This is a genomic window from Pedobacter sp. Bi27, from assembly GCF_918698255.1.
Classification (GTDB): domain Bacteria; phylum Bacteroidota; class Bacteroidia; order Sphingobacteriales; family Sphingobacteriaceae; genus Pedobacter.
The window spans coordinates 198,992-223,326 of record NZ_CAKKMW010000008.1 but is presented as its reverse complement, the minus strand read 5'-3'; the positions used below and the strand labels follow the sequence as shown (position 1 = coordinate 223,326).

The following is a 24,335-nucleotide window of genomic DNA, read 5'->3' as shown; positions in this document are numbered from 1 at the left end:
AGTAAAGATCCTTCCTATCGTCAGGATGACGGATAATTAATAAAACATAAAGCCTCAGCTATATAAATAACTGAGGCTTTATCATATCATAAGCTTAACTAAAAATCAGAGTATAAATTTCTAAACGAACTCCGTAAGCCGAAAGTAATTAATCCGGTTGTATTTTTACCTAAATTGTTACTTTCTCTCCTAACCACACCGCCTAGTTCTAAGCGCAGGTTGTATTTCGGGTTAACCACGTATGCAACTTTTCCTTCAGCGTAAAAAAGATTGGTACGGATCCCTTGTGTAGTATAATTCCCTGTAGTTTGCACCGCATCAGTATAAGGCTCGAAAATGTTCTTACCATAGTTCTGTCCAGAGATATCAAGGCCGTACTTAGCATACATCAGTTCGCCGCTAAAATCAAAACGTTTATAAGAATAGTTTAACAAACCAATCAACTCTCTAAAGTTTGCACCCAGCGGATGTGCCAAAGGCTCCCCATATTGCGCATAATTTAGTATAGGTTTACGCGAAGAAAAAGTATAAGGTTTAGCCGTGTTGTATTCTAATAAATAATTTAGGCCTTCAACTTTAAAAACATCCGCACCTCTAAATCCCAGTTGCCATGCATATTTATTTCTTGAACTACCTTCTGAAGAGAAAAACTCCTTTGCCTGAAATTCATCTAAAGAAAACTGGCCGTATGCAACCAGTTCCTTTGCAAATTTATATTTTCCTGTAAACCCTATTAAGGCGTTGTCTGGAGAGCCGCTTGAAGCTTCAATTGGTCTTAAGAAAATAATTGGATTCGCATAACCCCAGTCAAAACCTCTTCTGTTCCCTGCGTCATCTGTTTGCGCCCATACAATTGAATCAAAGAATCCGATCGACAACCTATTATTCACGTTCCAATCTAAATAGTGGAATATCCCACCCTTTTTTCTAAAACCAGCTTCATAAGACAACCGTGGTGCACTTGGATCCTGCATCGCTGCCCACATCACCATATATTGTACATTACCTAAGTTCCCTGTTAATTTTAAGAATGGATAAGGAGATGCATAATCAGATAATAATAAGGACCGGTAACCATCTCCCACAAAGTTTTTATCATACCCAGCAGTAACATTCAAATATTTTATGGGCGTATATGATACGGTAGCGGTTACATAAGACCAATCTGCAGTTAAAGGATTAATGTCGGGATTATAACCCTGACCGTATTTACCACCAACACGGTTATAAGATTGGCCAGGAACAACTCCAGTTTGATCGATATAATTTCTATAATAATCTGCAAAGCGGCCCTGATTTTCGAACCCACTGGTATAAAAAGAAAATTTCTTTCCTATTGTACCGCCAACCTGGTAACCACGGGTATTTAAATAAGTATTTTTTTTTCCTGAAAAATCTCTCCCGATCTGGAAGTCAGGCAAAAAATCGGCATAAACCGTAAAATCTTCTTTTTGAATATCAAATAAATGCTCTTGAAACAACTTTCTGGCCGCCCATGATTTTCTCGTTGAATCTGCGCCAATACTTAACAATATGCTACTCTTATCGCGCAGCAAACTATCATCAATAAAAAAAGGCTTTAAAGAGCTGTGAATCCGTGTATTTGGATTATAAATCTCACTACTCAGTTTCTGGTAAAATTGATAAGAGTAAGGTTGATAAACAGCCTGGGCTTTAACCTCGTAAATGGAAACGACTAAAAATAGGAGGACTAAGATTTTCTTCATCTGATAAATTTTAATTCAAACGGCAAAGAACGTTATTAATTATCAATTTAACGCCTTCACCAAAGTTCAATAAAAGAAAAGCCCTTACGGGCTCCAAAAACTATAATTGTGTTATCGGAGTACTTACATCCCAAATATCAACAGGATAGGTTTGTGCGTTAGAAAGTTTTAAAAGTTCTTCTTTTACCATGGCTGCATCTTCCTTAAAGGTAACCCCAAACCACTTGGCATCCGTAGCAATAACTTTGATACGGGCTTCACCACTTTTGATCAATTGATCGGCAACTTCCGGTATAAGAAACTCCGCCTTAAGCTCGCCCTTATTTGCAGATAAGAATGCATAATACTTATCCTCCATCCAATCAATAAAAGCAGGTGTAAAACAAAAAAAGTTCATGCTCACCTGCGTATCCACAGCCAAGATCTGCTGTTGGTCTTTTTCAAAGCTAACAATTTGCCCATCTTTTAAAATAATCTCTCTTCGTTCATTAATCGAAACAATTTCATCTGCTGCATTGGTTTTGATTTCTCCCCTGGTAACTGCGCCAAACTCACTTACCGTATTCTTTAATTCATATCCTAGGCAGGCGAATAAATCATCCTGAATATCCTGGGTTAAAAATGTATAGGCTTTATTAAAGGCATCTAAACCATAAAAGTCATCGGCATTAATTACAGCAAAAGGCTCACCCACCTTACCTTTGCAACAAAGTAGTGCATGTGCAGTACCAAAAGGTTTTGTTCTTTCTTTCGAAAATTCAATATCCTTGCTAAAACTTTCCAGCGATTGATAAGCATAGTCAATTTCAATTTTACCGCTTAATTTAGGTTCAATTTGCGCAGCAAATGCTTCAGCAAATTCTTCACGGATAATAAAAATCACCTTACCAAATCCTGCTCTGAGGGCATCAAAAATAGAGTACTCCATGATGGTTTCACCACTAGGACCGAACGATTCTGTTTGTTTGTTCCCCCCATATCGGCTGGCCATTCCAGCCGCAAGGATAATTAAGGTAGGTTTCTTATTGTTATTCATTAATTACCAAATTAAAAAGCATTCTCCTCACCTTTAGCCATATTAATTACGGTCATAAAGATAATCTTCACATCCAGCATGGCACTCCAATTCTCTAAATACCAGATATCGTGTTCCACTCGTTTTACCATTTTATAATCTTCTTTAGTTTCGCCACGGTAGCCGTTTACCTGTGCCCAGCCAGTTATTCCCGGTTTTAAAAAATGGCGAACCATAAACTGATCTACGATACCTTTATATTGTTCGGTATGGCTTAACATATGCGGACGGGGACCGACTACACTCATGTGCCCCATGAACACATTAAAAAACTGAGGCAACTCATCTAAGCTTGACCTTCTAAGAAATTTACCTATCGGTGTAACCCGGTCATCATTTTTGCTCGCTTGTCTTTTATCACTATCGGCATTCATGCGCATGCTTCTAAATTTAAAACACCAGAAAGCTTCGTCATCACGTCCACTCCTTAATTGCTTGAACAGGACAGGACCTTTACTCTGCATTTTTATTAATAGCGCAATAATTGGATACAACCAGCTTAATACGAAAAGAATTACTAAACCACTAAATACAACGTCAATAGCGCGTTTTTTAAAGCGATTATGTATCTTCTCCAGTGGTTCAGAACGTAAAGAAATCACAGGGAATTCGTTTCCCAGATAACTCACTGTATAAGGGGACAATAAGGCCCCGCTAATATCGGGGATAAATTTCAAACGCACACATTGACGTTCTGCCTCTTCTGTAAGCAAGGTCATATCTGCCATCCGCTCTGGTGCAATGGTAACATAAATATCTTTAATCCCTTTGTCAACAGCCATTTTAAACTGGCGGCCAACCATATCGGAAATCTGACCATTGCGATCCAAATAATCCTCAGGTACATCGCCTATAAAACCATGAAATTCAATATAACGCTGCTTTTCAAAATAACTGGCCAATTGTAAACCAGTTGCGTTGTTACCCATAATAGCAACTGATTTAACGCCTCGTAAATGATTAAATAATAAAAACTGAAAAGAGGTACCAATAAAGCGGTTCACCAAAAACAAAATGGCCAACATGCCATAAAAAATCACCAGAAAAGATCTGGAGAAATCATTTTGTTTAGAGAAGAAAAGGTAAATTGAAAACAACACAGCATGTAAAACCACACTTTTCCAGGTCCCACGATAGATTCGCTCAATCCTACGCGACCCATATTCACTATAAAGTCCAAAGCTTGTAGTGCTCACAATCCAGATCAGATTACAAACTACAATGTAATGCCACTGCAATTCAGAACTCACCGCCTTACCCATATAAGCGGTAAATTCGTATGCAAAAAAGTACACAATATTGACCATGATTAGGTCAGTTATGGGTAGTATGTATTTAAGTATAAATAAGTAACGTGTTTGCATAGGCTTAAAGGGAAAACTTAAACATTTATTTCTTGTTTTTGTTTTGAATGAATCATAATGAACAAAATTGATGCCCAAATTCTGAATTCAAAGTTAAAAAATCATTATCAAAATAAAAATCGATAATAATGACGCAATATATAGGTAATATAACTTTCTATGAAAACGAGTATCTATGAAACCTAAAATAGTAGATAAATGCCTTAATTAGGTAGATACAAAAAAAGCCTACAACAGCTGTAAGCTTTTTTTGTATCTAAAGAAATAAAAATACTCTGCTAGTACAATCCTACACTTTCACAATCATTGTACCAATCAGTTAATGCTGCCATTAATGAAAATTGCAATTTATAGGGTGATTGACTAAGCTTTTCTCCTGAAATATTTGTCGATATCATTAACTTCTTTACTCGATCAGGATGAATACCACTAATATTTTTACCTAATACCCTGGCGCCAAAATAAGCCGAGCCTGCCGCGGTCTTTAATGCCCAGCCTGGCACCAATATTTTCGGTGCTTTAATATGAGTAGCCTTTGCCATGGTGATACAGATTTCCTCAATTGTAGGCGCAGGAAAATATGTTAAATTAAAAGTAATGTGCCCCGGTTTTTCCTTTTGTCCTGCTTCATATAATATCCTTGCAACATCCTTTACATAAACACATGCTTTGATCGTATCCTTTCTCCCCGGGTAAAAGAAAAAGCCCTTCTTAAGTGAATTATATAATCTGGTAAAATTACCACCTTCTTCCTTACCGAAAACCACTCCAGGTCTAACGATTATAAGTTTTCGGTTTTCAGGGTCTTCTGATTGCCAAAGTTTATGAATATATTCTGCCGTTAGTTTAGAGATGCCATATGGCGTATTGGGCATTGGTAAAGTTTCTTCTGTCTTATAATCTTCAGAAGCGCCATAGGGAGCAATTGAACTGGTAAAAACAATGGTATTAATATTATTCTTTCTAGCGAAATCACATACATTCTGTGCTCCAAATATATTGGTCTCAAAATATTCATGGTCAGGATGACCTGGCGTGGTATGCACGGCAGCTAGATTGTAAATTACACTATTATTAACACCATCTAATTTCAAATTTATACGTTGTCTAATATCTAGTATTGTAAAATCTTCGCTAACCTTTTTCTTAATATCATAGCTGTAGACAGGATCAGCAAGAGATAGCGTTTTGGAAATATAATCTTTTAGATGGGTCCCTATAAACCCAGAACCTCCGAATATTAAATGATTCATTTATTTTTTTCTAATTTATCCCAGTATTTACTATGCATTGAGAATATTTTCTTTTGCTTTAGCGACAATTTTTCGTGTAGCATACCTAATTTATAACCTAAAAATTTAGCTGCTATAGACATAGCCATTTTAGGCAAAACTAGAGGATTATTTTTAATTACGTACTTTAGTTCTGATTTTAAATATTTAAAACCCTCTCCACCTGCGGATCCAAATTCATTTAACAACCAAATGTTTGTTGAATGAAAAACTCCGATATCGAAATACCTTTTAAACTCCTCTTTTATAGTATAGTCATGTGAGTGATAAGCCTCAGAATCTGCTACATATGCAATTTGCCAGCCTTTAATTAAAATTTGCCCACCAACAATTACATCTTCAGCGAAAATTGTATGGCTTGGGAATCCGCCAACATCACGTAATGCTGTATTTCTATATGCGGCAAAAGAGTTTGAACATGATGCTGTTTTTATTCCAAATTTATCTTTATCTGAAAGTTTTTTAACGACAGAAGTAGATGGATAATTAAACAAGCGCGCATGAGATTCAAGTGTTTTAGCGCCTATATGAGGCAATTGTCTGCCATAAGCAATACCGACTTTCTGTTGTGCAAAAGCATCAACTAGATGCTTAATCGAAGCTTCATTCTTGAGAATACAATCTTGAGTAAGATAAATAAAAATATCACAGTCACTAGCTGCTTCTGAAAGCAATTGTCTAACATAGCCATGATCAAAATCAACTTGCTTTATGGTTAATGTTTCAAAACCATATTTTTTAGCAAGGCACACTGTCTCATCAGATGATTCTGAATCCATTATAATTTTTCGATCTACAGTTAAGCTCTGAATAGATATACTTTTCAAAACATTTTCAAACTCAGGTCCAGCGTTGTAAGTTGGAATTAATAATGATGTTCTAAACATATTTATTTAATAATATAGCCCTCTGAATGTGCTTTAGCAAATTTAAGAGAATCCTTAAATTCAAAAGAATTGATAAAGAGGCTTAAAAACAATTTCAAAAAAGAGAAATAATACTTATAAGCGGGAACGCCATTAGGATTTTTGGCTAAAACATTAATTTTTACCCTCTTTGTTATACTTTCAGGGCTTTCATTATGACTATGTTTAACATTTAAATCAGGGAAATAATAAATTCCATCAAACTTTGCACTTACTTCTTCCGCAAATATTTGATCTTCACTAGCCACAACATCTTCAAAACCAATTTCTTTCCATTGTTTTCTAGAAATTACAGACCCTGCATTGGAAAAATGAAATCCTTTCTTTAGCAAAACAGGAGACTGTCCATTATACCTCGGAAAATAATACTTTAAAAATGTACTGTCATAGATTGAATATCCTAAATATTCATTAACAATTTGTCTGAAGTAGCCAGAAAATTCGCCGATTTGTTCAAATAATTTAAAAATCCTTTGAAAAAAGCAATCCTCTTCTAGTATAACATGTCCTGAAAAAAAAACATTTAACTCTGAATCAGACAGACTCATCATAAGGTTGCAAGAATCACCGAATGAAAACTCGCTTGAATGTATAGAATATAAATCGCAGTTTAAATTTTGTAGTATTGATACAGTGTCATCGCTACTTCCGCTATCCAAGAATATTAAATGAATAGATTCAAACATTTTCTGTTTTTTTAATGAATCAATAAATCGAGGAAGTTCACTAGCTTCATTTTTTACCCGCACACACACTGCGATCCGTTCATCTCTGCTCAGCCCTGATTGCGACCTTAGCTTCAAAAGCGTTCTATAATTTTTCATCTTTAACTATTAGCGATATCCAAAATAACTGAAAAATTATAGGCAGGTAGAAAAAGTGATTATAAAATATGCTCAATATTAAACATTGCGCAATTACAGCACGAAAGAGTACTCGTTTATTTCCTTTTGACCACCATGCTAAAAAACTAATAATACCAATAGTGAATGAGAATATAGCAATACCATAGTATCCCATATCTAAATAAGGTGAGGTAAATGCAGAACTCACATTAAAAGCTTCGCTAATTAATGCTCCAGAGGTATTAGAAACTGTATTATCTCCATAGAAAAAATTCCTAATTAAACTAGGAAGTAAAAGACTTGTAGTATTAGGAAATGATGGGTCGTAATTTGTAATTGGAACACTAAAATTAAATAGTAAATTGTTAAATGGAGTAGCAAGATAAATATACACCCATAAAAACCCTGATGGCAACCAAGATATCCAATTTTGCGATGGCATAGCCAATTCGTAAAATTTATCCTGACCTGTCCTTAAATCGCCAACCACACCGAAAAGTATAATAAAGAACAAACCAAAAAAAGAAAGATTTCGAACTAACTTTAACTGAGATTTACTAAAAATAAAGTAAATATAGAATATCTCTATGATTTGTGTAACGATTAGCTGTCTGGAGATTACAACAATCTGCCATATAAACGTAAATAAACATATATATAAATATTTCTTTTTACCAGTTTTGATGTATAAAAAAAAACTAATAATCCCAAGCGAAGTCTGCAAGGCATTTAACAACCCGTGTAATGACGGTAAACCAAAGTCGAAGTACGTCTTTTCACTTCCTTGAATAATCCAAAGTAAAGGAACCCCTTTCGAGAAAATAACCTCAATAATTGTAAAAAAAATCCAAAACTTAAAAAACGGAATAATCCGTTTTTCTATATTTTTAATAGTTGAATCTGTATAAACAAATGGTTTTTCCACGACACGCCCTCTTAATAAAAAGACAAAGAAATAACCTAAACAAAATGAAAAAGTTGCTATAAAAAAGAACTTAAATCCAGCAGAGGCTTCAAACCAAATCAGCTCGCTCAATCTCATGCTATATAGGAAAAACACTAATAACCAAACCACTATAAAAATTAATATTGGCTTGAATAATGTAATTATTTTTGTGTTCATATTAACGAGAATTATTTTTTCTTGAAAACCTCATATAAGTTCCTTATTAAACTTTTTTTAAAAATTGACTTTGGGAAGTCTGTGATCTTCAAATTTGATTCCTCTGTTGCAAGAATCAATTTCTCGACAACCCCATCAATAGAGTGGTTATCTAGAAAATAATCTAATGTTTTGTTGGAAATATCACTATAATTATGAAACGATTCTAAAATAATCTGTTTTAGGCTATTCCCATCACGATCAAAGTCTTTCGATGATATATTATGTCCTAGATCAAAATCTTCTGTATTATAAAGCCACCGATATTTATAATTATCAACGATTTTAGCATATGAAAAGTCTAAAACAATAGTAGGTAGTGCGAATTTAGCTCCTTCTAAAGCTGATGTCCCCATCGCAGTTAGAATATCCACTTCATTTATCAAAATATCATCTAATTTTTCACTACTGACAGCTCCAAGCATCTCCAATTCAAAAAACTCGTTATTCAAATCCAATTTATCTATTTCAAATCGGAAAGGACCATCGCCAATTATCTTATACTTGATTTTGATTTTTAACTCTTTGGATATTATTGTGAGCTTATCAATTGTGTATAATAATATGTGGATTTTAAAATCACAAAGTCTACCAACCCAGCAAAATGTAAGGTCGCTATTATCTTTATGATTAATTCTTTTATCCGAATTTAAAGCAGGTACAGGTAAAAAATCGTTATTTAAAATATCCAAAAAAAGATATTGAGCTGTTTTATTCCTATTAACGCTGTCCATAAATAATAGCGCATTTTTTTGCAAACAAATTGAAGCAAAGGTTTTCACTTGCCCAATGGTTCTTTTAAAGAACATCTTCCCAATTTTTTCATATAAATTGAATGATGAAAATTGGATATTCCTTAAACCTGGAAATGGAATTAATACGGGCACCAGATTATCGGGATGAAGATTCCAAAACACAATTTTAGACGTTGCCGGAATTACCAATTCAGATGGGAATCTGTAAGGAAGCATAGCCTGAGTAATGAAGGTCACATCATCGGGTATATACACTGATTTTCCGAAATTAAATGGGATCAATTCTATTTTACTTTGCCCCTTAATACTTTCGGCAATGTACCCATCAACAAAATCAACTACATATACTTTTTTAACTGATGCCCTTCTGGATAAAGCTAAAGCTATTCTTGAGAAAAGAACTGGTACACCACTAACTCCACGGCTAGGAAAGTAAAAGCAAAATACACCTACATTATTCATTTTTCGAGAGTTTTTTTCTGAAAATGATTACCATAGCTAATAGGTATAAAAAATAATTTATTGCAAATGCGATACTCGTACCCAATATCCCCCATTTAATAACACAAAAATAGGTTATTATAATATAAGATAACCCAAAAATAATTTCTGTAATTACGAATAACTTAGTCATTGCTTTTGCTAACATCAAATAAGCTAAAACCCAAGCTAAGATTTTAAATATATCACCCAATAATTGCCAAATGAACAATTTTTCCATTGAAATGAAATCGGATGTATAAAGAATATTTATAATAAAAAATCGCAACAAAAAAATTAACAAACAGCTAGTTATTACAGCCGGTATTATTACTTTATAACCGTTATAAATTTCAGTCTTGAGCTCTCTATTTGTTTTTAGTGAAGAAAGTTTGGGCAAATAATATGTACTTAAAGATGTTGTTATTAGCATCAAATATCCATCTGATATTCTCATCATGCCTTGCCAATATCCAGAGTCATTAATTCCCAATTTAGAAATTAAAAAATTCCTTATTATAATCTGAGCTAATGGCATTGTTAAAGCACTAATTATTGCCATAAAGCTAAATTTACTCAAGTTAACTGCAATCTGTTTATCTATGGGCTCGATATTAAAAAAAAGCCTAAAAATATTTTTCTTTCTAAGAAGGAATACAGTAACAAGTAGTATAAGTGATTGTGAAAAAACCAAAGCATATAATGCTCCAATCACATTATAAAAAAACACAAGAATAATAGTAAAAATCAGACTTATTATACTTCCTGATGCATTCACAAAAGTATATAGTTTAATTTCGCCTAAGCCATTTAATACAGAAAGAATTAATGTATTAATCGAAGTTAAAACTATAGTTAGCCCTAATAATCTGATTGGATTTACATACAACTCATTCATAAATACTATGGAAGATATAAATCCACTAAAAAGGATCAGAAATATTCCACTTATTATTGAGCTATAAATTGTTATCTTAAGGGAGGTACTAATTAGGCTCTTTAATTTTATTGAATCATTGTTGTACTCTGATGCATACTTTATAACCCCATTATTTATTGCCCCATTCGCAAAAGTCTGCGATATTGTTATAAAATTCGTAAAGGCTCCTACAACAGCAACCCCAGCAGGTCCAGCACTTATTGCCACGATTTTACTTGCAACAAAGGTTGAAGCAATCTTGACAAAAGTTATAATTCCTGAAAAAATTGTTGTTTTTAATAGCTTCAAGATATTAGTAGTTATTTACAACCTCAATAACACGGCTAATTTCCTCATCTAACATAACCTGACTTATTGGCAAGCTTAGCACCTCCCGGTGAATTTTTTCCGAAATAGGTAAAGATACATCATTAAGCTCTTCGTACGCCTTCTGTTTGTGAGGAGGAATAGGATAATGTATCACTGTTTGTATACCTTGGCTAGTCAGATATTGTTGCAATTCGGTGCGATTTTCCGTTCTTATTACAAATAAGTGCCAAACATGGCTTTCTTGAAAATCAACAACAGGAAGATTAATCTTCGGATTCTTAATTTCTGTTAAATACCGATTTGCCACTTTTCTTCTTAATTCTGTTTCATCATCAAGGCTTGCCAGTTTTACCTCAAGTAAACTTGCTTGGAGTTCATCAAGCCTGCTGTTTACACCTTTATATATATTCTCATATTTTACCTGAGAGCCATAATTCAGTAATGCGCGAATAGTTTCTGCTAAATTGTCATCATTCGTAGTAATAGCGCCAGCATCTCCCAATGCTCCTAAATTTTTTCCTGGGTAAAAACTAAAGCCAGCGGCATCACCAAAATTTCCTGCAGAACGCCCATTTGGCGACTTTGCCCCATGAGATTGAGCACAATCTTCAATTACCTTGAGTCCGTACTTAGCACCTATAGCACAAATCTTGTCCATATCGCATAATTGGCCATATAAATGAACTGGTAAGATTGCAACAGTATTTTCCGTAATTTTTGATTCTATTAAACCATAGTCAAGATTATATGTTTCTAAAATAGGTTCAACAAGAATAGGCTTTAAATTATTAGCGGATATAGCCAATATACTGGCTATGTAAGTATTTGATGGAACAATAATTTCATCACCATCTTTAAAAATACCCAATTCTTTATAAGCTCTAATAATTAAGATTAAAGCATCTAATCCATTTGCCACACCGATTGTGTGTTTCGCGCCCGTATACTTACTGAATTTTTGTTCAAAATTTCTTAACTCAGATCCCATAATATACCATCCTGATTCTAATACGCGTTCAAATGCGTCTTGAAGATTCTTTTTATGAAGCTGATTAATCTTATATAAGTCTAAAAATTTTATCATAATTTAATTGGTTTAAACCCATCAAGCACAAACTGCTCTCCTGTTTCTTTATCCTGTAACTGAAGATCCAATATCTTCAGATCTTCTGTTAAATATCCCCTTAATTTTGCCGGATTTCCATACCAAAGAGTATGAGGTGGTACATTCTTTGTTAACACACTTCCAGCGCCAATTAAGCTGTACTCGCCAATTTCGATTCCGGCAACTATTGTAGAATTTGCTCCAATTGAACAACCTTTTTTTAGAATTGTTTTTTTAAATTCTGTTGGATATTGTTTTGAGCGTGGTAACAAATCATTAGTAAAAGTTACATTAGGTCCAATAAAAACGTCATTTTCAATTTTAATACCATCCCAGATTTGTACTCCAGACTTTACAGTTACATTATCACCTATAACAACATCATTTTCTATAAAACAATTCGCATTGATGTTACAATTTTTTCCTATCACTGCACCCGCTAATACTACGGTAAACTGCCAAATAAAGGTCAGTTCCCCAATAGAGTCGGTTTGAACATCAGCTAAATGATGTACACTAATTCCCATTTGAATAAATTAAGAAGTCATTATAGTCTCTAATATAATCCGATTCATTATAATGGCTTGATGCAAAAACCAAGCATATAGATCCTGATGAGAAATTGATTTCAGAAGCCCAGATTCCTGGTGGAATATGTAAACCAACATTAGGCCTATTTAATTGAACAATTCTTTTTGTCTTTCCATCATCCAAGAAAACTTCAAAGCTACCACTTGCAGCAACTAAAAATTGATGACATTCCCTGTGGGCGTGAGCGCCTCGTGATTCGCCACCTGGTATATCATATAAATAAAATATTCTTCTTATAGAAAAGGGTATTTCTATATCATTATGAACAGGCGTTATATTGCCAGCCCTATCTTTTATTTTTGGAAGTTCAAAAACAGAACAGTCATAGGTTGTAATTTTACGCATTGTTTTTGGACAGTTTAAATTTATCAAGATCTCTTTCATAATCAGTTTCATCATAATCGGTGGAAGAAACTATCAGCGCTACAGAGTTTGTAGAAAAATTTTCCATATGCCGCCATATACCACTTGGCACATACATCCCATAGTACGAGCGATTTAGTGAAAACGTTTTGCCCTCAATTCCATCATTAATTACAACATCAAAGCTTCCAGATAAAGCGATTATAAGCTCTTCATTTCTATAATAACTATGCCCCCCACGAATTTCACCTCCAGGTACATCGTAAATCCAATAAGTACGCTTAATATCAAAGGGCAACTGGTTTCCTTCTTCAAGAAAAGAAAGATTTCCACGCTCATCAAGTATTTTAGGTAGCTGTATAATTTTAACTTTATCAATTCCCATTTTATTTCATTCTTTTAAAAATACTAGAGTACCACTTTTGATTTTCACTCTGACCATAGTTACCGTAACCGTAACCATAACCGTAATATTTGCTACTAATATCATTAACCACAATCCCCATGTTCTTCATTTTGCCAGAGCTGTAAAGTTCCTCAACAATATTTAATTGATCCTTTTTGGTAAATTTCTGCCTCACAAGATATAATGTAACATCTGCATATTTCGCTAAAAGTTGTGCGTCTGCAATAATGCCTATTGGTGGTGCATCCATAATAATATAATCGAACTCTTTCTTTAGTTCAGCAATTAAGCCAGGGGTATATTCACTCATTATTGTTTCGGCAGGATTAGGAGGTAATGGGCCTGAAGAAACGATATACATATTTTTGTTAATTGTGAGTTGCTTAACAATATTGGCAGGCTTTAAAGAAGAATCAATGGTAAAATTACTAAAACCTATATCATTGGAGACACCTAGTTTTACAGAAAGACCAGGCTTTCTTAAATCTAATTCCATTAATAAAACTTTCTTACCAGCTAAGGCTAAAATATTACCCAAATTTATTGCAGTAAAAGATTTCCCTTCACCACTCATGCTTGAAGTGAGCAAAATAACTTTGTCGTTCTCGTTTTTCAAATAAAACGATAAATTAGTTCGCAAAGCTCTGAACTGTTCTGAAATGGCAGATCTTCCCTTATTCGCGACTATTAAATTATCATCCGACTCATTATGACTTATCTCCCCAATAACTGGCACAGAAGTACGGTTAGTTACATCATCCTTAGTTCCAATACCAGTATTCATTATATCAACAACAAAAACAACTGTTATAGGAACGATTAAACCGATAAATAAGCCTATTAAGTAAACTATATTTTTTTTGGGACTAACCGGCAGGACGGCAGCTTTGGGTGGGTCGATTGTTTTAGCAATAGAAATATTTGAAGTTTTAGAAATTGCTGTTTCTTCTGCCTTTTGCATTAAAAATATGTACAATTCTTGCTTTATCTGTTGATTTCTAGCAAGTTTTAAGTAGTCTTTTTCAATTTGAGGCACATTACTTATCTTACCTTCCGATTGATTCAATTGAGACATTAATTTATCTCTCGTTACAACAAATGTATTCTTCGTGCTTTGAATATTTGATAAAATCCCTTTCCTCATTTCAGAAATTTGAGTGTCCAAATTTTTAATAAATGGGCTTTCTTCGGTAACACTTAATAATTGTTTGTCTCTTTCGATAAGCAAAGTGTTATACTGATTCATTAGGCCAGAAAAAACCATATCTTGTGGCAATAAAGATGTAGGGAAAACCCTTTGATTTTTACCAGTATCTTTCAAATACTTTTCAAGGTCATTTAATATTGAAACTTGTGTTTCTGCTTTAGCGAGTTCAGAAGTAATTTCACCAGAGCTCTGAACCAATAATCTTCCCTGCTCGCTCATATCAGCAAGCTTATTATTAGTTTTAAAACTTTGAACTTTATTCTCAACATCACCTAATTCACTAGCAATTAAACTCAATCTTTTTTGAATAAATTTAGTTGTACTATCAGCAATTACGTTTTTATCATTCAGGTTAGATTGAGTATACTGTTTTATCAATGCATTCAGGATATCTTCTCCTTTTTTAGGCACAGGATATGAAAAGCCTAAATCAATAATAGTAACTTGTTTATTATAAACGCCTACACTAAGTTGCTTCATTAACGTAGCAACTCTTTCATCAATAGAACTAATCGACACATAGTAAATTCCTTTATTTGGTCCCACTAAATCTTCTTTTGATATCGAAAGCTTTCCAATCCCTTTTATTTCAAAGATTTGCCCCCAATTTACTTCTAAATCAATATCCTTACCGGAAATACTTATTTTATTGTTTTTTTCTAAATCAATCTTTAATTTCGTAAAACTAATTGTATCAACCTCTTGAATTAAATTAATCTTGAATGGTGATTCATATACCTCCCGATTAGTTAAACTTCCTTTCTTAGTGTAGACAATATTCAATTTCATTTGCCTAACAACCTGATCCATTAAAGATCTTGTTTTTAAAATTTCGGCTTCATTATCAACAGAATTTTTTCCACCAAGAATACCTCCCAAATCCATAAGTGCACCAGCTTGTTTGCCAATACCTCCTCCTTTTTCATCATCGTTTACTAATACTCTGGCATTAATTTGATAAATTGGGGGAGTATACCTTATGTATAAAAAAGATATAAATAAACAAAAAATGACACTGATAAAGAACCAAGACCATTTGTCTTTGATTTTTAGAAAAATTTGTTTTATATCAATGCTATCACCTTCTAAATTTTGAAGGTTTTTTTTCTCAGAATAGGTATTCATTTATAATTTCGCTAGTATATTTTGGTTTATTTAAAATTGCTTATAGCTAAAACTATAACAGATATAACAGAAGCAATTACACCAATCGTTTGAATTTGAGCTGAATTTGAGGCTGAAACTTTACGTTTATTTGGTTCAACATATACTACATCATTTTGCTTTAAATAGTAGTATGGACTATTAAAAATATCCGATGAATTGAGATCTAAACGGCCGAATTCTTTTTTCCCATTTGTCTCTCTAATTACCAAAACATTTTCTCTTTTGCCATAAATGGTCAAATCTCCAGCCAAACTTAAAGCATCTAAAACAGATACCTTCTCATTTGGTAAGGTATATGCAGAAGGGGCATTTACTTCACCTAGCACACTAACTTTGAAGTTAGCAAATCTTAGTTGAACATTTGGTTCTTTATATACTACAGCAGCCTTTTCGCGAATTAACTCACGTGCATTGTATGTTGTTAAACCACTAACTTTTACTTTTCCTATGAGTGACAATTCTACCTCACCGTTACGATCTACCAAAAAGCCATTTACTTGTTGGGAAGCAAGTGCCGTATTAGCCCCTCCTCCCAAAACAGTATTAGCTGCAGCTTGATTAACTATAGCACCACTTTGTGGATTTAAAGTAAATATATTGATACTCAAAATATCATCTGTTTGTATAATTGGCTCAATAAAGGCAATTGAATTTTCTAATTTGGCCTGATTAACAGTTTGAATGTCTTGAAAGTAAGCGATTTTCTTATTGCTAACACAGGAAGAACTTAAGGCGATTACGAATATTAGGCTAGTAATTTGTAGCCGTTTATACACATTTATTTTTTTATTCATAGTATAGATCCCATTTAAAATGAAATTTGACCATTTTAAACAGTTTGCAAACTTAAACATTTAATTGTAATATCTGAAAATCTTTAATTTCAGATTTAAACATTTCAGATTTTGATGGAAAATTGAACATTAGTTTATGGGAAAGATTAGTTGATTAAGTACTAAACCAAAATTGAGCTGAATAATTCTTGATTTTTGAAACTATAACTACCAATAATATCATAAAGCTTTCCAGAAAGAATAGATTCTTTTAAAACATTTAAGTGCTTATCATGGTGAAGATCTGTGCCTGCTAGGTCATACATTTTTTCCTTCAATAGAACTTCGGCTAATTGTTTGACATCTTTTCCATAGTACCCCAAAACTGATAATAAATTTAACTGTAATAAACATCCTTTTTCTTTAAATCTCTTTAACCTGGTTATGTCTCTGAAATAAAATGTATAACGTTCAGGGTGAGCTAAAATTGGCTTATATCCTTTTATTTCGATGTCAAATATTGTTTGGCTTATACTCGGGCTTTCATTCAAGTAAGACATTTCAATCAATAGATGCTTCTGATCTAAAGGACATAACTCATTTTGTAAACTAAAATCCTGATCAATCATGTACTCTGCACCAGCACCCAATTTAAATAATATATTTTCCTTGTCCAACGCTTCCTGAAGAGCTGCTTTAGCAGCAGAGATTGTTTCAACGGTATTCGGATAAAGTTCCCTATAAATATGAGGGGTGCAAATTAATTGATCAAAACCTAATTCTTGAAGACTTTTTACAAAGCGCAATGAAGTAGCTACATCAGGTGATCCATCATCAATCCCTGGTAATATATGCGAATGCATGTCCACTCCGAGCCAAGAGATATCCGTAACTTTATTTTTCCTATTAAAAAAGCTTAACATACAAACTTATATAATACTAAATGTTAAAATAAAAACTTAAACTGACAGCCCTTAAACAAGGCTAAACCATTAAGCGCAACAAATTTAATTTACAGTATAACCGTAAACTAATGTTTTTATTGCGCAATATGCAATAATCTATCTACATCACAAATAAAGATCGTAAGATACAGATCAAAAGTAGAGGAAATGAGACAAAAAGTAGATACTTTTGCAAACTTTTAACAAAAAAACAATTTCATAAGCCTGATAGGCATAAATTAGCAATGTTTTTTTTATTTTTTAACGTGCTCATAACAAATAGTTAACACATAAACATCAAATCTGTCAAAATTAAGACAGAGTCATTATTCAAAATAGTTAAGTGTCTTAAATCCGCCCGATTTTAAGTATTCATCCTTTTTCATTAAATGAAGGTCAGAAATGACCATATCTTTAACTAAAGCCGCTAAGTCATATTTAGGTTCCCAGCCCAATTGCGTTTTAGATTTTGTTGGATCTCCCAATAATAAATCTACTTCCGTTGGCCTGAAATATTTAGGATCTACTTTTACTACTGTGCTACCTAAAAACAGTTTTTCAGGATCTAGGCCTAAACGGCTAACCACCTCAACATCTAACCCTATAATTACACCTTTTTCATTTTCGTCTTTCCCCGAAAACTCGATATCTATGCCCAATTCGGCAAAACTCATGCGTACAAAATCGCGAACTGTTGTCGTAATACCGGTAGCAATCACGAAATCTTCTGGTTTTTCTTGCTGCAAAATTAACCACATGGCCTCGATGTAATCTTTGGCATGGCCCCAATCTCTTTGGGCAGAAAGATTACCTAAATAAAGGCATTTCTGCAAGCCTAATGCAATTTTAGCTGCAGCACGGGTAATTTTACGCGTAACGAAAGTTTCGCCCCTTAAAGGGCTCTCATGATTAAACAAAATGCCGTTACAGGCAAACATACTATAAGCCTCTCTGTAATTTACGGTGATCCAATAGGCATACATCTTGGCTACTGCATATGGTGACCGCGGGTAAAAGGGTGTAGTTTCACTTTGTGGAACAGCTTGAACTAAACCATATAACTCTGAAGTACTGGCTTGGTAGACTCTAGTTTTCTTCGTTAAACCCAAAATACGTACGGCCTCTAAAAGTCTCAGGGTCCCAATACCATCTGCATTGGCAGTATACTCAGGCATCTCAAAACTTACATGCACATGGCTCATTGCCGCGAGATTATAAATTTCATCAGGTTGTATTTCCTGAATAATACGGATCAGGTTGGTCGAATCAGTTAAATCGCCGTAATGCAATTTAAAATGTACATTCTGCTCATGTTGGTCCTGATAAAGGTGATCAATACGATCGGTATTAAATGATGACGAACGTCGCTTTAATCCATGAACAAAGTAATCCTTTTTCAGTAAAAATTCTGCTAAATAAGCACCATCCTGTCCTGTAACACCTGTAATTAAAGCAACTTTCATATCAATCAATAATTTGTAGGCTACAAACATACAGAATAATTTATTTGATTGATGAGTGTTTTTAAATGGTAATTTAATCTTATTTCCCTATCAAACACGATCAAATGACTGCTTATGTTCGTACTTTTGAAGCTTGCGCTCATCGAATTTTATGTCTTTTACTTGCAATGATAATGTACCTTGTTTACTTTTTAACCGGGATTCGTTAATCAGCATGCAAAATTTGATTTACGGATGCTTTTGGTAATTAATAGTCGGTTTTTAGGAAAGAATGAATAAGCAATCAAACCAACGATCATATTCGAAATGAAGTTGACAAACGACCTATACCTTGAATGTTCCACTGGAGTTTTACTAATCCATTGGTCTCGATACATAAATCCGTTACATCAGGCTATAACTGCTGTAGGGTATGCTGGTGTTAAATTCAAAACCTTTAAGCAAAATAGCCTTATCAATCAATTTTTTATCACCTGCATGTTCTGGCTGGACGATTTTAAAGATGCGAATAACAAGCTTATTTAGACGATTGGGAAATAGCCATAAGCATAAAGTTTACCGGCATGACAAATGCTTTTCTGATGTAAGCCGCATTTCTACTGACTGTACCAAATACGGACTACTTTCCCTACAGGTTCCTATTAGTGGGCGGCTTTTTTCTTACCATATCCTGATTACCGCATTTGTAAAAAAAGGCGGCCAAGTTGCCCGTTAATTTTGATTATTTCATTCCGGATCACTATAATTTAGTATATTAGGTTAAACAAAAGGGATGATCACCCAATTCAATAAATCTGATTAAAATCCAAAAAAAATATCCCGAATCCCACCTTTACGGCACGTTTACTCCGACTTCCGGCCAGGCTTGCCTATGCCTTGCTGTACACCTACTTGCCTTCTGCTTCGGACTTGCTTTGGTTGAAACAGAACCATGTTGAAGATCAGCGATATCAAAGATTTGCGTCGCTTTAGGTTAGCTGGTTAACAATAGCTAAATAAAAGGTGAAGGGAAACTTAGCTAGGATTATTTTGGGTCACAGCTGTGTCGGTATTGGGGATAGACAACGCGGGAAAAGCAAAATACAAAAAGCCCGAATATATTAGCCGCTCATGCGTTTAGTTCCCACCTGCGCGAGAATGAAGACTGTATAAATAATAGCCTAAAAAACAGCATTAATCACAAAGGCAACAAGAACACAAAGCTATTAATATTTATTAAGCGCTTCTTTAAGAAACTAAACCTGAATGAATGCTCGTGATTTTTTCTATCGGGGCAAAAGGAAAGCGGAACTAGCAGAACCGATGCACACAAAACCTGCTTTCCAAACCCTTGATAACACTAAAAATACCGGCTAACACAAGCAATCTTCGCATCTTTGTGACTTGGTGGTAAAAACATCAATGAACCTCTCTATGAAGATTACTTTACCGACAAAATGGGTACAGGCTAGCTCGCTCAATTCCGGCTTCCATCCAATAACCATCGGATTATTGCCATTAAGATTCCCGCCTGCGAGAGAATGACGCACGGTGTTAATGGTCCTACTCATGCTAATCAGCATGTTGGAAGCGAAGTGCCTATAACCTGGCATCCACCAAATTTCTGTCGATAAAAGATTTGGTATCAAAAATGAGTGCCCCTTTTTCTTTAATACTGCGATAATCAATGTCTAAAAACTGCTGGTGCGCCACAGCAAGGATAACAGCATCGTAATGTTTAAACTGACCATCATTAATCATTTCGATGCCATACTCCGCTTTCACTTCATCCCTATTAGCCCATGGATCATATATATCAACATCCATACTAAAAGCTTTCAGTTCCTTGTAAATATCAATTACCCTTGTATTCCTGATATCAGGGCAATTTTCTTTAAAAGCGAAACCTAAGATTAGGGCTTTAGCGCCATTAATTACTTTTTCTTTGGCCACCAGCATTTTGATCACTTTATTGGCCACAAACATCCCCATATTATCATTTACCCTTCTGCCGGAGAGGATTACTTCAGGTTTATAGCCCAAAGCCTCCGATTTATGCGCCAGGTAATATGGATCTACGCCAATACAATGGCCGCCAACCAGGCCGGGTTTATAGTTTAGAAAATTCCATTTGGTTGCAGCAGCCGCCAGCACATCAGCTGTGTCGATTCCCATGCGATCGAAAATTAATGCCAGTTCGTTTACAAAAGAAATATTCACATCACGTTGTGCATTTTCTATGGCTTTTGAAGCTTCTGCTACTTTAATGCTGGGTGCCAAATGCGTACCGGCAGTAATAATAGAAGCATAAAGTTCATCAATTTCAGCAGCAATCGCAGGCGTAGAGCCAGAGGTTACCTTTTTAATTTTGGTAAGGGTATTAATTTTATCTCCAGGATTAATCCGTTCTGGAGAATAGCCACAGAAAAAATCAATATTGTATTTTAACCCTGAAATTTTTTCTAGAACAGGTACGCAATCTTCTTCGGTACAGCCAGGGTAAACAGTCGATTCATAAATGACGATATCACCTGCTTTTAATACGATACCTAACATTTTGCTGGCTGCAAGTAAAGGTTGCAGATCTGGCCGTTTGAGTTGGTCGATAGGAGTAGGTACCGTAACGATATAGACGGTGCATGTGGCCAGGTCGGCTAAATTGGCGCTGAGGGTTAATCCCATCTCCGACGCAGCAATTACAGTTTTCAGATCTTCCAAATTTGCTTCATTTGTTCGATCCTTTAATTGATTTAACTCAGCTACCCGTTCCTCATTCGTGTCAAAACCAATTACTTTATATTTCTTAGCAAATTCGATAGCAAGTGGTAGTCCAACATAACCTAAACCAATAATGGCAATTTGCTTTTCTGTATTCATTTTTTCTGGTGGTTTTGCAAAGATATAATTATCAAAAGCGCTATTTCAAGTAAAAAGCTTGCTTTCCAAATGATAATCTCCTAGCTAATAATTTAAAATAAGCTATCGCTCCCATCCCAAATTAAAATAAATTATTTATAAATAATATTTAAGATACTATCGCCCACTATTGGCCTATAATGACTTATTTCATAATAATTTGTGACTTTTTCTGAGAAAATACTTTTCCCAGAAAAATCATACACATTTTCTCCAAATAAATTATGTAATTTTTTCAAATCTTTTGGATTAAACTTAATCTGCTCATAAAGGGGGCTCAATACTATTTTGTAATTAGTTTTATGTTTAACCAAAATCCTTTTAATTTCATTTAGCATGTAATCGAATTCTTTGTTAATTTCAACAACGCTGTCTACTTGTTCTTTGTCCCTTTTATAAAATAGTTTATTTCTAACCTCGTAGTATCTTTTAGTCTGATTTGTAATTTCCTCTTCTTGATCAATTATTGTTATTGCATTATTAACAGGATCAAACCTTATCCTTCTATTTTCTATATAGCCTGCCATAAATGGCTTATATTTTTTTGTATTCAAATAAACATAGTAACTAAAAAGAAATTTTGGATTGAGGTAGGCTTTAAAAAAAGTTGCCTGAAAATCAAATTCACTCTCTCCAGAAGTTAAAGGATCTTTGATAAATAAATGACCCTGATGATTAGTCTTATTTAAAAAAGAAACATCTCTACACAGAATAATTAAGGCATTTTTTATATTGATATTTCTAGAATCAAGAAACTTTAACTTAGTGTATATGCCATATATAGATTCTGCAGATGCATCAAACATAAAGACCTTATCCTTTTCATCTAATTTCTTCACCCAAGAATTTGGTCTATAAGCCAAAGTTCTTGAGCTGCCAAAAATAAATGAATTATAGTGATACTTAGGATAATTCTTCACAAGCATTTCTGTCGAGATAAAGTCTCTGTTAGGTATGACAAAAGGATAAGAATAATCGCTATACTTTTTAAGAACTTTGAATGGATCATTTATACAGTAGCTTAGTATAAATATTAGCATAACTCCAAATCCACAAAGTGCAAAAATAAATAATTGTTTTAAGAAAGATTTCATTGTTAGAATTGAAAGTAAATAAACTGCTGTTCGCCACCAGATGAATATAAAATTGCAAATACTAAAATATAATAAGCACTCCACCTTAAAGGCCTAGACCAACTTAATCCAATTTTTTCAATAGCATAATTTTGCTCTCTGCCAATCCATTCTATGATAAAAAAACACATGGTTACAAAAAGCACTCCCAATGCCGATGATATCCCGACAAATTTGGGCAAAGTAAAAAGCGAACTAGAAAATATCTTTACAAGATACTCAAAAGCAGAATGTATACTGGGCGACCTAAAGAAAATCCAAGCGATAACGGTTAGAAAAAAAGTGAGGCTTATAGATAAAACTTCCTTAAGGGTTGGGTAACGCTTGCCATGTGCAACAATATCCATGTTCACTCTATTTTTATTGAAAACAATTGATGGCATTATATAGAGTGCATTTAAAAATCCCCAAGCAATGAATGTCCAATTAGCTCCATGCCAAAATCCACTTACTAAAAATATTATGAACGTATTTCTTACTTTAACAAGCGTTCCACCTTTGCTACCTCCCAAAGGAATATATAAATAATCCTTAAACCATGAGGATAAAGAGATATGCCAACGTCTCCAAAATTCAGCTATATCTCTGGAGAAATATGGAAAGTTAAAGTTTTTGAGCAAATCAACGCCGAATAATCTTGCAGTACCAAGTGCTATATCTGAGTAGCCTGAAAAATCACCATATATTTGAAAGGTAAAGAATAAAGCTCCAAGCAATAAGGTGCTACCGGAATAATTTTCAGAATTATTAAATATTAAATTAGCATAATTAGCGCATTGGTCTGCAATAACAACCTTCTTAAATAGTCCCCATAAAATCTGCCTTAAACCATCTATGGCATTTGCATAGTCAAATTCCCTTTTTTTCTTTATCTGCGGTAAAAGGTGAGTTGCTCTTTCAATAGGCCCTGCAACAAGTAAGGGGAAAAAACTAACGAAAAGAGAATAGTCTACAAAATTTCGCTCAGCGGGAATTCTTTTTTTATAGATGTCTATTACGTAGGAAAGACCATGAAAAGTATAAAAGGAAATTCCAACGGGTAGGATAATAGTTAGTACCCATGGATTAACATGGTATCCCAAATGGGATACTGATTCGGCAAAAGAATCAGCAAAAAAATTAAAGTATTTAAATACAGCTAAAAACCCTAGGTTAATACCTATACTAAGCCAAAACCAGAATTTTCTAACCTTGTTATCTGTTTCAGCCATCTTGATTCCTGTGTAGTAATCCAATAATGTTGAGAAAACTAGCAAGAACAAAAACCTCCAATCCCAACAAGCATAAAAAAAATAACTTGCTACTAAAAGAAGGATATTTTGGGATTGCTTCTTCTTACAGAAAAACCAATGTAGAATAAAAACTACAGGCAAAAATATTGCAAAGCTCAGGGAATTAAAAAGCATCGAATAA

The 24,335-nt window shown here is 34.1% G+C and carries 20 protein-coding genes; all 20 read right to left on the bottom strand.

The genetic code is table 11. The features are described from left to right. Nucleotides 1-98: 98 nt before the first annotated feature. Complete coding sequence (locus LQ227_RS22840) at nucleotides 99-1,727, bottom strand: gliding motility protein RemB (protein ID WP_230143431.1); 1,629 nt, start codon at nucleotides 1,725-1,727, stop codon at nucleotides 99-101. 100 nt (nucleotides 1,728-1,827) lie between these two features. Beyond that, a complete protein-coding gene (locus LQ227_RS22835; protein WP_230151258.1) occupies nucleotides 1,828-2,763 on the bottom strand; it encodes a sugar phosphate nucleotidyltransferase in 936 nt (311 codons plus the stop codon). An 11-nt stretch (nucleotides 2,764-2,774) separates the two neighbouring features. After that, nucleotides 2,775-4,109 (bottom strand): undecaprenyl-phosphate glucose phosphotransferase, encoded by a 1,335-nt coding sequence (locus LQ227_RS22830; RefSeq protein WP_230151256.1) that lies wholly within the window; start codon nucleotides 4,107-4,109, stop codon nucleotides 2,775-2,777. Between the two features lie 335 nt (nucleotides 4,110-4,444). Further along, entirely contained in the window at nucleotides 4,445-5,419 is a 975-nt protein-coding gene (locus LQ227_RS22825; RefSeq protein WP_230143427.1) for an NAD(P)-dependent oxidoreductase, read from the bottom strand. After that, nucleotides 5,416-6,345 (bottom strand): glycosyltransferase family 2 protein, encoded by a 930-nt coding sequence (locus LQ227_RS22820; protein ID WP_230143425.1) that lies wholly within the window; start codon nucleotides 6,343-6,345, stop codon nucleotides 5,416-5,418. Before LQ227_RS22820 ends, LQ227_RS22825 begins: the two co-directional genes overlap by 4 nt. Nucleotides 6,346-6,347: 2 nt before the next feature. Further along, nucleotides 6,348-7,208: a glycosyltransferase gene (locus LQ227_RS22815; protein ID WP_230143423.1), complete on the bottom strand. Its 861-nt coding sequence runs from the start codon at nucleotides 7,206-7,208 to the stop codon at nucleotides 6,348-6,350. Further along, nucleotides 7,195-8,352, bottom strand: a complete 1,158-nt coding sequence (locus LQ227_RS22810; protein WP_230143422.1) for an O-antigen polymerase — start codon at nucleotides 8,350-8,352, stop codon at nucleotides 7,195-7,197. Before LQ227_RS22810 ends, LQ227_RS22815 begins: the two co-directional genes overlap by 14 nt. Nucleotides 8,353-8,363: 11 nt before the next feature. Then, on the bottom strand, nucleotides 8,364-9,608 hold the full coding sequence (locus LQ227_RS22805; RefSeq protein ID WP_230151254.1) for a hypothetical protein: 1,245 nt from the start codon (nucleotides 9,606-9,608) through the stop codon (nucleotides 8,364-8,366). Continuing rightward, nucleotides 9,601-10,854, bottom strand: a complete 1,254-nt coding sequence (locus LQ227_RS22800) for an O-antigen translocase (RefSeq protein WP_230151251.1) — start codon at nucleotides 10,852-10,854, stop codon at nucleotides 9,601-9,603. Before LQ227_RS22800 ends, LQ227_RS22805 begins: the two co-directional genes overlap by 8 nt. Before the next feature lie 4 nt (nucleotides 10,855-10,858). Beyond that, on the bottom strand, nucleotides 10,859-11,959 hold the full coding sequence (locus LQ227_RS22795; RefSeq protein WP_230143416.1) for a DegT/DnrJ/EryC1/StrS aminotransferase family protein: 1,101 nt from the start codon (nucleotides 11,957-11,959) through the stop codon (nucleotides 10,859-10,861). Next, on the bottom strand, nucleotides 11,956-12,507 hold the full coding sequence (locus LQ227_RS22790) for an acyltransferase (protein WP_230143415.1): 552 nt from the start codon (nucleotides 12,505-12,507) through the stop codon (nucleotides 11,956-11,958). The genes LQ227_RS22795 and LQ227_RS22790 overlap by 4 nt, the downstream gene beginning before the upstream one ends. Continuing rightward, entirely contained in the window at nucleotides 12,497-12,916 is a 420-nt protein-coding gene (locus tag LQ227_RS22785; protein WP_230143413.1) for an FdtA/QdtA family cupin domain-containing protein, read from the bottom strand. Before LQ227_RS22785 ends, LQ227_RS22790 begins: the two co-directional genes overlap by 11 nt. Beyond that, nucleotides 12,909-13,319 (bottom strand): FdtA/QdtA family cupin domain-containing protein, encoded by a 411-nt coding sequence (locus LQ227_RS22780; RefSeq protein ID WP_230143411.1) that lies wholly within the window; start codon nucleotides 13,317-13,319, stop codon nucleotides 12,909-12,911. Before LQ227_RS22780 ends, LQ227_RS22785 begins: the two co-directional genes overlap by 8 nt. Before the next feature lies 1 nt (nucleotide 13,320). After that, a complete protein-coding gene (locus LQ227_RS22775; protein ID WP_230143409.1) occupies nucleotides 13,321-15,672 on the bottom strand; it encodes a tyrosine-protein kinase in 2,352 nt (783 codons plus the stop codon). Between the two features lie 26 nt (nucleotides 15,673-15,698). Next, nucleotides 15,699-16,508 (bottom strand): polysaccharide biosynthesis/export family protein, encoded by an 810-nt coding sequence (locus LQ227_RS22770; protein ID WP_230143408.1) that lies wholly within the window; start codon nucleotides 16,506-16,508, stop codon nucleotides 15,699-15,701. 161 nt (nucleotides 16,509-16,669) lie between these two features. After that, a complete protein-coding gene (locus LQ227_RS22765; RefSeq protein WP_230143406.1) occupies nucleotides 16,670-17,410 on the bottom strand; it encodes a tyrosine-protein phosphatase in 741 nt (246 codons plus the stop codon). 347 nt (nucleotides 17,411-17,757) lie between these two features. After that, on the bottom strand, nucleotides 17,758-18,894 hold the full coding sequence (gmd, locus tag LQ227_RS22760; RefSeq protein ID WP_230143404.1) for a GDP-mannose 4,6-dehydratase: 1,137 nt from the start codon (nucleotides 18,892-18,894) through the stop codon (nucleotides 17,758-17,760). Nucleotides 18,895-20,472: 1,578 nt separating this feature from the next. Further along, nucleotides 20,473-21,750, bottom strand: coding sequence for a nucleotide sugar dehydrogenase (locus LQ227_RS22755; RefSeq protein WP_230143403.1), 1,278 nt, complete (start codon nucleotides 21,748-21,750; stop codon nucleotides 20,473-20,475). A 131-nt stretch (nucleotides 21,751-21,881) separates the two neighbouring features. Beyond that, on the bottom strand, nucleotides 21,882-22,883 hold the full coding sequence (locus tag LQ227_RS22750; protein WP_230143402.1) for a hypothetical protein: 1,002 nt from the start codon (nucleotides 22,881-22,883) through the stop codon (nucleotides 21,882-21,884). 2 nt (nucleotides 22,884-22,885) lie between these two features. Further along, nucleotides 22,886-24,328, bottom strand: a complete 1,443-nt coding sequence (locus LQ227_RS22745; RefSeq protein ID WP_230146649.1) for an MBOAT family protein — start codon at nucleotides 24,326-24,328, stop codon at nucleotides 22,886-22,888. Nucleotides 24,329-24,335: the final 7 nt, after the last annotated feature.

Coding starts and splice junctions, on each gene's coding strand:
- LQ227_RS22840 (WP_230143431.1), bottom strand. CDS start 1,727: ATGAAGAAAATCTTAGTCCTCCTATTTTTAGTCGTTTCCATTTACGAG.
- LQ227_RS22835 (WP_230151258.1), bottom strand. CDS start 2,763: ATGAATAACAATAAGAAACCTACCTTAATTATCCTTGCGGCTGGAATG.
- LQ227_RS22830 (WP_230151256.1), bottom strand. CDS start 4,109: ATGGTCAATATTGTGTACTTTTTTGCATACGAATTTACCGCTTATATG.
- LQ227_RS22825 (WP_230143427.1), bottom strand. CDS start 5,419: ATGAATCATTTAATATTCGGAGGTTCTGGGTTTATAGGGACCCATCTA.
- LQ227_RS22820 (WP_230143425.1), bottom strand. CDS start 6,345: ATGTTTAGAACATCATTATTAATTCCAACTTACAACGCTGGACCTGAG.
- LQ227_RS22815 (WP_230143423.1), bottom strand. CDS start 7,208: ATGAAAAATTATAGAACGCTTTTGAAGCTAAGGTCGCAATCAGGGCTG.
- LQ227_RS22810 (WP_230143422.1), bottom strand. CDS start 8,352: ATGAACACAAAAATAATTACATTATTCAAGCCAATATTAATTTTTATA.
- LQ227_RS22805 (WP_230151254.1), bottom strand. CDS start 9,608: ATGAATAATGTAGGTGTATTTTGCTTTTACTTTCCTAGCCGTGGAGTT.
- LQ227_RS22795 (WP_230143416.1), bottom strand. CDS start 11,959: ATGATAAAATTTTTAGACTTATATAAGATTAATCAGCTTCATAAAAAG.
- LQ227_RS22790 (WP_230143415.1), bottom strand. CDS start 12,507: ATGGGAATTAGTGTACATCATTTAGCTGATGTTCAAACCGACTCTATT.
- LQ227_RS22785 (WP_230143413.1), bottom strand. CDS start 12,916: ATGCGTAAAATTACAACCTATGACTGTTCTGTTTTTGAACTTCCAAAA.
- LQ227_RS22780 (WP_230143411.1), bottom strand. CDS start 13,319: ATGGGAATTGATAAAGTTAAAATTATACAGCTACCTAAAATACTTGAT.
- LQ227_RS22775 (WP_230143409.1), bottom strand. CDS start 15,672: ATGAATACCTATTCTGAGAAAAAAAACCTTCAAAATTTAGAAGGTGAT.
- LQ227_RS22770 (WP_230143408.1), bottom strand. CDS start 16,508: ATGAATAAAAAAATAAATGTGTATAAACGGCTACAAATTACTAGCCTA.
- LQ227_RS22765 (WP_230143406.1), bottom strand. CDS start 17,410: ATGTTAAGCTTTTTTAATAGGAAAAATAAAGTTACGGATATCTCTTGG.
- gmd (WP_230143404.1), bottom strand. CDS start 18,894: ATGAAAGTTGCTTTAATTACAGGTGTTACAGGACAGGATGGTGCTTAT.
- LQ227_RS22755 (WP_230143403.1), bottom strand. CDS start 21,750: ATGAATACAGAAAAGCAAATTGCCATTATTGGTTTAGGTTATGTTGGA.
- LQ227_RS22750 (WP_230143402.1), bottom strand. CDS start 22,883: ATGAAATCTTTCTTAAAACAATTATTTATTTTTGCACTTTGTGGATTT.
- LQ227_RS22745 (WP_230146649.1), bottom strand. CDS start 24,328: ATGCTTTTTAATTCCCTGAGCTTTGCAATATTTTTGCCTGTAGTTTTT.